Here is an 11,241-nt window from a genome sequence, read left to right as displayed (position 1 = left end):
TGGAGAGCTTTATTGTAAACTAATCTTACACAGCCCAAAGTGCGCCGCAATAGCGACTCTTGTTCTGGTGTGGGGTAAAATCGGTAAGAATAGGCTTTTTCCATGGGGAGCATTTTAGCATATATTCCGTAAATGTGCTAATATTTAACGGTAAAGCCGTCGTAGAACGACGGGGTTTCAGACCCAAATTTTCGATGATCATTTCAGGGGGTGTTTTCAATCAGGATAACCCACCCTGATTGGTCTAATACTAAATCAGGCTACATATCAGGAGAAGCACTCATGCAAAAGGGGGAATAAATAATCAGTTTTTAATAACCGGATTTAGTATAAAAATATATTCTTATGAAAAGCATTGTTTTAATTGTTGGCTTTGAAACCTTTAACAGTAATTTGTATCGGCAATCGGGCCTGTTGGCTAGTTCTAAATGTCCCGATTTAGAGGTAAAAGTATTTAGCGATAAATCCTTAACTAGCGAACCGGAAATAGTCGAGCAAGCTTTAGCCACTGCCGACGTTTTTTTTGCTAGTTTGATCTTCGATTACGATCAAGTTACTTGGCTGCGGCAACGAGCAGCACAGATTCCGATTCGCTTAGTTTTTGAGTCTGCTTTAGAGTTAATGAGTTTAACCCGTTTGGGAGAATTTGCCATCGGGGATAAACCAAAAGGAATGCCAAAACCAATTCAATTTATCTTGAGTAAATTTTCCAGTGGCAAGGAAGAAGATAAGTTAGCTGGTTATCTCAGTTTCCTCAAAACCGGTCCGAAACTACTGAAATTTATTCCCGCTAAAAAAGTTCAAGATTTGCGTAATTGGTTAATTATTTACGGTTATTGGAATGCGGGAGGAACGGAAAATGTTGCCGCTATGTGTTGGGTAATTGCCCAAAAATATCTAGGATTAAAAGTACGGGAAATACCCGAAGTTATCGAAACTCCCAATAAGGGACTATTACACCCCGATTATAACGGTTATTTTCTCACTCCCCAAGAATATTTGGCTTGGTATGAAAAAAATAAATCTCTTGATAAACCAGTGGTTGCCCTGCTGCTTTATCGGAAGCACGTTATCAGTAAACTGCCCTATATTAATCAATTAATCCGCCATTTTGAAACGGCTAATTTAATTCCCCTACCCGTGTTTATTAACGGAGTGGAAGGCCATACAATTGTTCGGGATTGGTTAACCACAGACTACGAAATTCAGCAAAGAAAAAAAGGAATCATTGAAACTCCTTCTTTAAGTAAAGATGCGGTGACAGTAGATGCAATTGTTTCGACGATTGGCTTTCCTTTGGTGGGGGGTCCTGCGGGTTCTATGGAAGCAGGAAGACAGGTAGAAGTGGCTAAACGAATTCTGTCCGCTAAAAATATTCCTTATCTTATCGCTGCCCCTTTATTAATTCAAGATATTTATTCTTGGACAAGACAGGGAATCGGTGGTTTACAGAGTGTGGTTCTATACGCTTTACCCGAATTAGATGGAGCAATTGATACGATTCCTCTGGGGGGATTAGTGGGGGAAACTATCTATTTAATCCCCGAAAGATTACAGCGTTTAACTGGACGTTTGCATAGTTGGATTAAGTTACATAAAACCCCTCCGCAAGAACGCAAAATAGCCATCATTCTCTATGGATTTCCCCCGGGTTATGGGGCAGTTGGTACGGCAGCTTTATTAAATGTTCCCCGGAGTTTAGTTAAGTTTTTACAAGCTTTACAAGCGCAGGGTTATAATGTGGGAACGATTCCCGAAGACGGGGAAGAAATTATTCAAAAAGTTAAATTTGCCGATGATGAAAATCTCTCTAAACAAAATCGTTTATCGATAGAAACTTTAGAAAATTGGCTAGGTTATCTGTTAACTTCCCGCATCGAAAAACACTGGAAATCTCTGAAAGATGCGGGGATAAAAACTGTTGGCAACCAGTATCATTTAGGGGGGATTGAGTTAGGTAATGTCTGGATTGGAGTGCAACCACCTTTAGGAATTGCTGGGGATCCGATGCGGTTAATGTTTGAAAAAGATTTAACTCCTCACCCTCAGTATGCAGCCTTTTATCAGTGGTTACAAAAAGATTTTAAGACCGATGCGATCATTCATTTTGGTATGCACGGAACTGTTGAATGGTTGCCCGGTTCACCCCTAGGAAATACCGGTTATTCTTGGTCAGATATTTTATTAGGAGATTTACCGAATTTATATATTTATGCCGCTAATAATCCCTCGGAATCTATCCTAGCTAAACGTCGCGGTTATGGGGTGTTAATTTCCCATAATGTGCCACCCTACGGACGAGCGGGATTGTATAAAGAATTGATGATTCTGCGAGATTTGATTGCAGAATTTCGAGAAAATCCTGAGAAAAATTACGCTTTAAGAGATAGTATCCTCCAAAAAATTATTGATACAGGTATCTCTAAAGACTGTCCTTTTCTGGAAGCAGAAAAACAGGGAATAGAATTCACTTTAGAAAATGCCAAATTATTTAGTCGCTATGCACTAACCGATTATTTTGTCAAGGTGTATAATTACCTACAAATCGTCGAACAAAGACTATTTTCTTCAGGTTTACACACCCTAGGAACTGCTCCCAATCAGGAAGAATTAAAAGGTTATCTTGATGCTTATTTTACCGATTTATCTGAGCGAGAATTTCAGCAAATTATCGCTGAAGAAGCAACCAATGAAAAGGTTAAAGAAGGCATTGCTATTAAAAATTTATTAGGACAAAATAGCGAGGAATTAACTAATCTTTTGCGGGGATTAAATGGGGAATATGTACCCCCAGCACCGGGGGGTGATTTACTCCGAGATGGTGCGGGAGTTTTGCCCACAGGACGCAATATACACGCTTTAGATCCCTACCGGATGCCTTCCCCCGCAGCCTACACTCGCGGACGAGAAATCGCCAAAAAACTGCTAGAACAAAACTTAACCGAAAAAGGAAAATATCCCGAAACTGTAGCGGTTTTACTCTGGGGATTAGATGTGATTAAAACTAAGGGTGAATCCTTAGGTATTCTCTTAGAATTAGTCGGTGCGGAACCGGTGAAAGAGGGGACGGGAAGAATTGTCAGGTATGAATTAAAACCCCTAGAAGAAATTGGACACCCGCGCATCGATATTCTGGCTAATTTATCGGGAATTTTTCGGGATACTTTTATCAATATTATCGAGTTATTAGATGATTTAATGCAGCGGGCAGCTGAGATAGAAGAATCGGAAAATGATAATTATATCCGTAAGCACTATTTAGCCTTAAAAAGTCAAGGAATTGACAATGCCAGCGCTCGTTTATTTTCCAATCCTGCTGGAGATTTTGGCTCTTTAGTTAATGACCAAGTAGTGGAGGGAAATTGGGACAATGACAACGAATTAGCGAAAACTTGGGAAAAGCGTAATGTTTTTAGTTATGGTCGTCAAGATAAGGGACAAGCGCGGCCAGAAGTGCTACAACAGTTATTAAAAACCAGTGAAAGTATTATCCAAGAAATTGACTCGGTAGAATACGGTTTAACCGATATTCAGGAATACTACGGCAACACGGGAGGATTAAAATTAGCCGCAGAAAAACAAAGCGGTAAACGGGTAATGACAAGTTTTGTCGAGAGTTTTTCCAATGATACAACTCCCCGCAAATTAGAGGAGGTTTTGCGCTTAGAATACCGCAGTAAATTACTCAATCCTAAATGGGCCAAGGCCATGGTTAATCAAGGTTCCGGTGGGGCCTACGAAATCTCCCAAAGAATGACCGCTTTAATTGGTTGGGGCGGTACGGCTAATTTTAGTGACGATTGGGTGTATGATCAGGCAGCCGATACCTACGCTTTTGATGCAGAAATGGCGGAAAAATTGCGTCAAGCTAATCCCGAAGCTTTCCGTAATATTGTCGGTAGAATGTTAGAAGCACAGGGTCGCGGTTTTTGGCAAGCAGACCCCGACAAATTAGAGAAATTACAGGAATTATATCAATTGACCGATGAAAAACTAGAAGGGGTTACTTAGGGTCTGCTGAATAAATCTAAAAACCTTGTTGGATAATATCTTTAGGCTTTTTTGAAATCAAAAAGTGCCAGCGATTGGGGTGATTGGGAGGAAAATTAGGTAATTGACTCCCTGAAAATTGGTAAAACCCCACACCCCACACCCCACACCCCACACCCCACACCCCACACCCCACACCCCACACTCATGGCAACAGGGGATTGTTGTGATAATCTGATTTCCCTCCTGTTTTACTCAGCAGATGGATATTTTCAATCAGGATTGATTTTTCTAACGCTTTAGCCATATCGTACAAAGTCAAGGCTGCCACAGATACTGCCGTTAAAGCTTCCATTTCTACACCGGTTTCCGATTTTGTCACCACTTCTGCCCGAATTTCGTAACCAGGTAACTCTGCTTTCGGGATAATCTGAACATTGATTTTTTGCAGGGGTAAGGGATGGCAAAGAGGAATTAAGCAGGAAGTTTGTTTGGCAGCCATAATTCCCGCTAATCTTGCCGTCCCTAAAACGTCCCCTTTAGGCGCATTTCCCTGTTCTATGGCTTCAAAAGTCGTTTTTAGCATTCTCACTTGTCCTAGCGCGATAGCAGTGCGTTTAGTGGGCATTTTCTCCGATACATCCACCATCTGGGCTTCGCCTTGGCTGTCGAGATGAGATAATTTTTCTTTACCCTCTTGCGTCATTGAATGAACCTGTGCTATAGTGGTTTACTGTTGAGAAAAACAAGGGCTTGTAGCTTAGTGGATTAGAGCGTGTGGCTACGGACCACAAGGTCGGGAGTTCGAGTCTCTCCAAGCCCGTTAGATACAATGGCATATACTACAGGAATTAGGGCCCTAGGGTTCCTAATTCCTTTGGTTTTTTGCTCAAAACTCCCTCAAGTCCCCATCTGCCCATCTTCCCACTTTCCTATACTTTTTAAACAGGATTTAGTATTATCAGCCAGTTTTGCTGGAGTATTTTTTACCCTCAAACAGTGAAAGAAACTAAACTTTTAGGATTGTATAATATGAGTTCTCCTGCACCTGTGCCGATACCCTTTCAAGTTGCTTTAGAGCGTTACCAGAATGCTCTAAATTATTTAGATACTTCTCATAATAAATCTCTGAAAAAAGAACAGGCTTTAGAAATTATTGCCGCCAGAGATGTTCTTCATAAACAAATGGAAGCTGAGGCGGAAATTTCGGTTGATATGCGGTCAAAATTAATCGAACAAGATAATAGATTAAAACAGAAAAGCTACAAAATTACTCAAGTTCTTGACTTAGCTGAATATCGGGAGACTTTACCTATTTCTGATAAGGCTTGGTGGTGGCATTTAGAAAGTAGGGAATCTCTGCATCCTTGCAATCGCTTTGATTGGCTATTGAGAATCGGTAAACTGGTTTTATTAGGGGTTAATTTTACATTAATCGGAACGATTGCTACTCGGTTTCTTAGTGGTGGTTCAGGTTTGCTAGAAATAGGGGGTGTTATTTTTTCGACTTTCATTTCTTTATTACAAACTGAAAATGCTCTCACACGAACGCGCCAGAAGGGTTTTGTTAAGTTAATGAAATTTCTTGGGATTGCTGAACATTGCTATGAAGAAATACAGTTTTCTGTAACAGTAATAGTCTTTGCTTTTCTCTTGGGAATTTATCTAAATTTCTCTTGGTTTTCTGAGTTTTATAAGCAAGAAGGCAACCGTTTACAATCTCCTCCGCCAGCAAGTCAAGAATTTCCTAATTTAGCTTCAGCCGAAGAGAAGTATTTAAAAGCGATTGAGTTAGATCCAGATAATCTAGATGCTCATTATAAGTTAGCAACACTTTATGAAGATTTACAGGATTTGACTAATGGGAAGAAACACTATTTAATTGCGGCAAAAGGTGGTTTTATAGATGCTTATAATAATCTCGCTTATTGGTATCTGCGCGATAATAAGAATGCAGAAGCAGTAGAGTTACTGGAAAAAGCCAAGAGATTATTGGCAGAAAAAGATGAAAAACTAGACCAATTTACTGAAGATGAGAAACGCAATTTAGCAGTACAAAGATATAGTATTTATAAAAATCTAGGCTGGGCCAGATTTAAGCAAAATCGCAGTGAAGATGCAATTCCTAATCTTTTAGTTGCTATTGGTATCGCTGAAAATCCAGCTTATCAGAAATTTATCCGCAATCCCGGTGCTGCTTTTTGTATTTATGCTCAACTTTTAGAAAAAGAAGACAAGAAATTATCTCAGGAAAATTGGCGTAAATGTCTTAATTTAGCTCAAGGGAGGGTAATTAATACAGAGGAGGAGCAATGGTTATATGAAGCGAGAAAAAAATTAAAGTGAAGTAAAATTTACTGACTATTCTCTGAGTAATGCGCTAAATCCTTCTTGCTGAAAATGCTTATCAAAAGTTAATATTTCATAGATTTCCAGTTGTCTCATAATCTGCATGGAAGCACAATCGGTTAAACTGTAACCTTTATCTAATCGTCTTTGATAAAAATCAAAAGCTTGCTGAAATTGTTCACTGGTTTGGGGAATAATTATGGTTTTGCTGTCATTGCGTAATCTATGAGTTAGACGAATAGCTGATTTGCGTAAATATTCCCCTCTACTGCATAAAGCATTGAGTAATTCTGTCAGAACCATTTCACTGGTAACACCTCTAAAGTTACGGAGTCGTCCTGTCATAGCTGTAGCTAATGGATTAAGATTATCGCCAAAATCAGCAAGAGCCTGTAAATAGGATGTATCTAAGAAAATTGTTCTCATTCTTCCTCATCTTCTCTCGGTGCGCCGTACATATAGTGTTCAAAATTACGCGCAAAGTCTCTGGGAAAGTGTTTTCGCCATTCTGATTGGGGAACAACGTTACCAATTTCTATAATTTGTTGCCAGATAGGTTTTGCTAAAAATTCTGGGTCATTTTCTAGTGCATCCCATTTAGCATCGAGTTCTTCCATTGATAACTCAGGCTCTTCGGATGTGTTAGAGGTTGAATGATTGTTTAAGTTAGTCATGATTAAAGTTTCCTTTTAGATTAAAGAGAATAAGTTAATGATAACCTAAATTATCTGGTCAGGTAAATGTTTTGCGAAAATTTGTTTCATTCTTCCTCATCTTCTCTCGGTGCACCGTACATATAGTGTTCAAAATTACGCGCAAAGTCTGTAGGTAAGTGTTTTCGCCATTCTGATTGGGGAACAACTTTACCAATCTCAACAATTCTTTGCCAAAAAGGTTTTTTGCGAAATTCTGGGTCATTTTCTAGTGCATCCCATTTAGCATCGAGTTCTTCCATTGATAACTCAGGCTCTTCGGATGTGTTAGAGGTTGAATGATTGTGTAAGTTAGTCATGATTAAAGTTTCCTTAGTGATAGTTTACTTTTATCATAGCATTTTCGAGTTGGAGCGAGGTACGGAGATTATCGAGGGTAATTAACCACAGAGACACAAAGAACACAGAGATTATTCACCGATGTTATAATTTATACTGATGATGGCAAGAGAGCCGAATGTTTAACTGAAAGTTTGACATTATTTTATGTATAGACTACATTATAGTTATGGAATGGAATATTATATTTGATCCAGATTTTAGGTTCTGGTTTTATCAACAAGAACAGGGACTTCAAAATGAAGTATTTGCTGTTTTAACTGTATTGATGAAACTTGGATCAGCACTGGGGAGACCACGAGTTGATACCATTGAAGGATCTTCTTTTAAGAATATGAAAGAGCTTCGTATTCAGTATAAAGGTGAACCTTGGCGTGTTTTATTTGCCTTTGATCCTCATCGACAAGCAATTTTACTTGTTGGGGGGAACAAGTCAGGTAACAAAAGATGGTACAAAGAAAATATTCCTATAGCAGATCAACGTTATCAAAAATATCTGGAAAAACTTAAGGAAGAAAAGTCATGAAAGAATATACCAACTTCTCGGAAGAATTCAATAAACTTGGTAAAGAACGACAAGCAAGTATTAAAGCAAGAGCTTCTCAAATTTATTTAGAGGAACTTACGCTTAAGTATTTGCAAGAAAAACTAGGTTTATCTTTATCAGAATTGGCAGAGCATCTTGAAGTACAGCAATCAATAGTACCTAGACTTAAACAAGAGTAAAATCTAGAGCTAAATACACTGCGCGAAGTAGTTAACGCATTAGGTGGAACTGTCGAAATTATTGTCAAAATTCCCAACAAAGAACCTATAATTATTGGTGACTATTCAGAAACGAAGTGTAATTAACCACAGAGACACAGAGGACACAGAGATTATTTGCCAATATTATAATTGATACTCAATAATAAAGGTGTTCGCTTGTTTCAAGGCAGAAAATATTTACATGAAGCTAAAAAATAGTTAAAATAGAAGGGTAGTTTTGAAAAAAATAGGTTCTCCTACATTTTGGGCAAACGAGAAAACCCGTTTTTATTAAAAACCCGTTTTCTGAAAAACCCCGTTTTCTGAAATCGCACCAGATGAGGACTAAAGTTCAACAACGAAACTAATTAAATCCAAAACCTCAATTGATTCTAGTTATGAATAAATTTCTCAAACTCTTTACCCCCATTTCCCTGATATTAATTACGGTAGGATTTTCGTCGGCGACTTTCAGTAACACTGTTGGAGTTAACACAATTTTTGAGGTAAAAGGGAAAGTTACTGTCAAGAAACCACAATGGAAAAAACCGCTTCCTGCTTCTGTCGGACTTACCCTCAGTTTTGAGGATAAGTTAGAAGTAGCAGCTAACGCTTCTGTTCAGGTTTATTGTAGTAATCTCAAGAAGTGGACGGTTAAACCGGGAAGGTATATTGTTTCTAGTGGCTGTCCTCGGGGAAATCCTGTGATTCCACTTCCCAATAGCAATAATACAACCCTCCGTCCAACAGGAAAAACAGAGAAAGCTTTAGCAAAATTACCTTATCTAATTACTCCTCGTCAAACGAATATTCTTACCAATCGTCCTCCCCTGCGGTGGAATGCTGTTCCGGGTGCAACTAATTATACTGTCAAAATAGATGGGGTTAATTGGGAAACGCAGACAAACAAAACTGAAATAGTCTATCCTGGTGAACCTCCTCTGGAAGCAGGAGAGCGATATCGAGTAACCATAGAAGCTGATAATGGTGCGTCTTCTAGAAGTGATGATGAAAAAGTCGGGTTTACAATATTAGATGAACAGACGAAAACAACGGTTTTAGATGCTGTTAAAACTGTTCAACAGCAGCAATTATCACCAGAGGAAGCAGGGTTAGTTTTAGCGCATCTTTATCGAGGTTATGGGTTGTATGGGGATGCGGTTGAGGTATTGGAAGGATTGGTAAAGCAAAATAGTCAGGTTGCTACGGTTTATCAACTATTGGGTGATACTTACCTTAAGATTGGTTTACCTCAGTTGGCAAAAAAACCTTATGAAAAAGCGTTAAAACTGGCAACAAATACAGAGAATTTGTCAGTGCAAGCGGAGATACAAGCGGGTTTAGGAATAGCTTATCGTATCTTGGGAAATAAAGATGAGGCGATACAGTGGTTAACCAAGGCGAAGGGGACTTATAATCAGTTAGGGGATACTTCGCAGGTTCAGGAATTGGCTAAAACAATTAATGAAATTTTAAAGAGGGAGTAAGGATGGAAGTTATAGCACTCCCGTAGGGGCGAAGCATTCGGGCAATAACCTATCGCTGAAACCGTAGATTTCTTATCCGAATGCTTCGCCCCTACAACTTATTTGAAATTACTATAAATTATGGATAATGGCTACTACTTTTGTACGGAGGTAATTACACAATGGATAAAGATAAACTCATAAAATATCGTCAAGCAGTGCAAAATTTGTTAAGTCGCTATGTAGCAGAAGATGTTACCGGTGAAGACGTAGAAGTACAATTAATATTTGATGTGGAACGGGATCATTATCAGTGGATGAATGTAGGATGGGAAGGTTTAAAACGAGTTTACCGCTCGATTGTTCATTTTGATATTCGTGATAATAAGATTTGGCTACAACAAAATTTAACGGAATTGAATCCAGCAGAGGATTTAATTTCAATGGGTGTTAAGAGGGAGGATATTGTTTTGGGACTACAACCACCTTATAAACGTCCTTATACTAAATATGGTACTTAAAACAACTAATTGCATTTTACAGAGGAAGTAAGCATGAAATTTGAATCATGGATGATGGCTGTTAAGCTGTTGTGCGTTTAAGTTGGGTATTGTTAAAATTGGGAAAACCAGCAGAAACTCTTACCTGTTCCCTTAATTCGACCGCTAATCTAAATGTTCTACAGTTGAGGAGATAATTATGTTTATTTGTCATGTATGTGGTTCAAAAGATGCTGAAGAAAAATTAGTCGATGAAACTTTTAGGATTGATGGCAGCCTAATCCTAGTTGAAAAAATCCCCGCTCAAGTATGTTATAACTGTGGTGAAGTTGTTTTTAGTAGTAAAACGGCAGAAAAAATCAGAATTTTATTACAGCACAAGTCTCAACCCGACAAATTTATTCAAGTTAATGTTTTTGCCTATCAATAAACTCTAGGGATAAAAAACCAATGAAAGTATCAATCAAATCAGGGATAGCGGTTGTCGTCATTACCGGGATGATGGGATTATCGGGAGTCATCTTAACCCCAACGGTGGGACAGGTGATTTCTCAGGCTTCACCGCAAGATAAATTAGCCGAAGCAGAAAGATTAAATCAGCAAGTTATTCAATTGTATCAGCAGGGGAAATATAACGAGGCGATTCTTCTAGCACAACAAGCTTTAGCTATCAGGAAACAACAATTAGGAGACAACCATCCCCTAACTGCACAAAGTCTCAACAATTTGGCATTACTTTACAGAGTTCAAGGAAGATACAGCGAAGCCGAACCCCTCTACAAACAAGCCTTAGCTATCAGGAAACAACAATTAGGAGACAACCATCCCAATACCGCCACCAGTCTCAACAACTTGGCAGCACTTTACAGAGTTCAAGGAAGATACAGCGAAGCCGAACCCCTCTACAAACAAGCCTTAGCTATCATCAAACAACAATTAGGAGACAACCATCCCGATACCGCACAAAGTCTCAACAATTTGGCATTACTTTACTATTCTCAAGGAAGATACAGCGAAGCCGAACCCCTCTACAAACAAGCCTTAGCTATCAGGAAACAACAATTAGGAGACAACCATCCCGATACCGCACAAAGTCTCAACAATTTGGCATTACTTTACTATTCTCAAGGAAGATAC

At 38.8% G+C, this 11,241-nt stretch carries 12 protein-coding genes, 1 tRNA gene and 1 pseudogene; 9 read left to right on the top strand and 5 right to left on the bottom strand.

Annotated elements, in window-relative coordinates; translation table 11 throughout:
- Positions 1 to 104 (bottom strand): helix-turn-helix domain-containing protein (locus IM479_RS11780; RefSeq protein WP_286823842.1); only part of this gene is annotated, 104 nt, incomplete at its 3' end.
- Between the two features lie 241 nt (positions 105 to 345).
- On the opposite strand from IM479_RS11780, the gene bchH reads away from it, so the two are divergent.
- Positions 346 to 4,011, top strand: coding sequence for a magnesium chelatase subunit H (gene bchH / locus IM479_RS11775; protein WP_287684346.1), 3,666 nt, complete (start codon positions 346 to 348; stop codon positions 4,009 to 4,011).
- Between the two features lie 184 nt (positions 4,012 to 4,195).
- On the opposite strand, the gene moaC is transcribed toward bchH, so the two are convergent.
- Positions 4,196 to 4,696 carry a cyclic pyranopterin monophosphate synthase MoaC gene (moaC, locus tag IM479_RS11770; protein WP_158199384.1) on the bottom strand — a complete coding sequence of 167 codons (501 nt, stop codon included), beginning with the start codon at positions 4,694 to 4,696 and terminating at the stop codon, positions 4,196 to 4,198.
- Between the two features lie 43 nt (positions 4,697 to 4,739).
- Here moaC and IM479_RS11765 point away from each other — a divergent pair.
- Positions 4,740 to 4,813 (top strand) — tRNA-Arg (locus IM479_RS11765).
- 209 nt (positions 4,814 to 5,022) lie between these two features.
- Positions 5,023 to 6,336: a tetratricopeptide repeat protein gene (locus tag IM479_RS11760; RefSeq protein WP_287722375.1), complete on the top strand. Its 1,314-nt coding sequence runs from the start codon at positions 5,023 to 5,025 to the stop codon at positions 6,334 to 6,336.
- 15 nt (positions 6,337 to 6,351) lie between these two features.
- Here the strand turns inward: IM479_RS11760 and IM479_RS11755 are convergent, their stop codons facing one another.
- From IM479_RS11755 to IM479_RS11745, 3 genes are all read right to left on the bottom strand, one after another.
- Positions 6,352 to 6,765 (bottom strand): type II toxin-antitoxin system VapC family toxin, encoded by a 414-nt coding sequence (locus IM479_RS11755; protein WP_287684349.1) that lies wholly within the window; start codon positions 6,763 to 6,765, stop codon positions 6,352 to 6,354.
- Entirely contained in the window at positions 6,762 to 7,013 is a 252-nt protein-coding gene (locus IM479_RS11750) for a hypothetical protein (protein WP_002766984.1), read from the bottom strand. The genes IM479_RS11755 and IM479_RS11750 overlap by 4 nt, the downstream gene beginning before the upstream one ends.
- An 86-nt stretch (positions 7,014 to 7,099) precedes the next feature.
- The gene (locus IM479_RS11745) at positions 7,100 to 7,351 is read right to left on the bottom strand and encodes a hypothetical protein (protein WP_287078828.1); all 252 of its coding nucleotides are present in this window, start codon (positions 7,349 to 7,351) and stop codon (positions 7,100 to 7,102) included.
- Between the two features lie 209 nt (positions 7,352 to 7,560).
- On the opposite strand from IM479_RS11745, the gene IM479_RS11740 reads away from it, so the two are divergent.
- The 6 genes and pseudogenes from IM479_RS11740 to IM479_RS11715 all read left to right on the top strand — a co-directional run.
- Positions 7,561 to 7,917, top strand: a complete 357-nt coding sequence (locus IM479_RS11740) for a type II toxin-antitoxin system RelE/ParE family toxin (protein ID WP_287684350.1) — start codon at positions 7,561 to 7,563, stop codon at positions 7,915 to 7,917.
- Positions 7,914 to 8,243 (top strand): annotated as a pseudogene (locus IM479_RS22640) (helix-turn-helix transcriptional regulator). The gene IM479_RS11740 and the pseudogene IM479_RS22640 overlap by 4 nt, the downstream one beginning before the upstream one ends.
- 293 nt (positions 8,244 to 8,536) lie before the next feature.
- Complete coding sequence (locus tag IM479_RS11730; RefSeq protein ID WP_287684352.1) at positions 8,537 to 9,625, top strand: tetratricopeptide repeat protein; 1,089 nt, start codon at positions 8,537 to 8,539, stop codon at positions 9,623 to 9,625.
- Positions 9,626 to 9,786: 161 nt separating this feature from the next.
- On the top strand, positions 9,787 to 10,125 hold the full coding sequence (locus IM479_RS11725) for a XisI protein (protein WP_287684354.1): 339 nt from the start codon (positions 9,787 to 9,789) through the stop codon (positions 10,123 to 10,125).
- Positions 10,126 to 10,303: 178 nt separating this feature from the next.
- Positions 10,304 to 10,534 carry a type II toxin-antitoxin system MqsA family antitoxin gene (locus tag IM479_RS11720; protein ID WP_287684355.1) on the top strand — a complete coding sequence of 77 codons (231 nt, stop codon included), beginning with the start codon at positions 10,304 to 10,306 and terminating at the stop codon, positions 10,532 to 10,534.
- Positions 10,535 to 10,554: 20 nt separating this feature from the next.
- On the top strand, positions 10,555 to 11,241 hold a 687-nt coding region (locus tag IM479_RS11715), incomplete at its 3' end, for a tetratricopeptide repeat protein (RefSeq protein WP_502882667.1).

Source organism: Microcystis sp. M165S2, from assembly GCF_020245885.1.
Lineage (GTDB): Bacteria > Cyanobacteriota > Cyanobacteriia > Cyanobacteriales > Microcystaceae > Microcystis.
The sequence above is the reverse complement of the archived record's forward strand: the minus strand, read 5'-3'. Positions and strand labels throughout refer to the sequence as shown.

What these genes read in the sequence shown, in the direction of transcription:
- IM479_RS11755 (WP_287684349.1), bottom strand. Translation starts at nt 6,765, where the DNA reads ATGAGAACAATTTTCTTAGATACATCCTATTTACAGGCTCTTGCTGAT.
- moaC (WP_158199384.1), bottom strand. Translation starts at nt 4,696, where the DNA reads ATGACGCAAGAGGGTAAAGAAAAATTATCTCATCTCGACAGCCAAGGC.
- IM479_RS11760 (WP_287722375.1), top strand. Translation starts at nt 5,023, where the DNA reads ATGAGTTCTCCTGCACCTGTGCCGATACCCTTTCAAGTTGCTTTAGAG.
- IM479_RS11740 (WP_287684350.1), top strand. Translation starts at nt 7,561, where the DNA reads ATGGAATGGAATATTATATTTGATCCAGATTTTAGGTTCTGGTTTTAT.
- IM479_RS11720 (WP_287684355.1), top strand. Translation starts at nt 10,304, where the DNA reads ATGTTTATTTGTCATGTATGTGGTTCAAAAGATGCTGAAGAAAAATTA.
- IM479_RS11725 (WP_287684354.1), top strand. Translation starts at nt 9,787, where the DNA reads ATGGATAAAGATAAACTCATAAAATATCGTCAAGCAGTGCAAAATTTG.
- IM479_RS11745 (WP_287078828.1), bottom strand. Translation starts at nt 7,351, where the DNA reads ATGACTAACTTACACAATCATTCAACCTCTAACACATCCGAAGAGCCT.
- bchH (WP_287684346.1), top strand. Translation starts at nt 346, where the DNA reads ATGAAAAGCATTGTTTTAATTGTTGGCTTTGAAACCTTTAACAGTAAT.
- IM479_RS11750 (WP_002766984.1), bottom strand. Translation starts at nt 7,013, where the DNA reads ATGACTAACTTAAACAATCATTCAACCTCTAACACATCCGAAGAGCCT.
- IM479_RS11730 (WP_287684352.1), top strand. Translation starts at nt 8,537, where the DNA reads ATGAATAAATTTCTCAAACTCTTTACCCCCATTTCCCTGATATTAATT.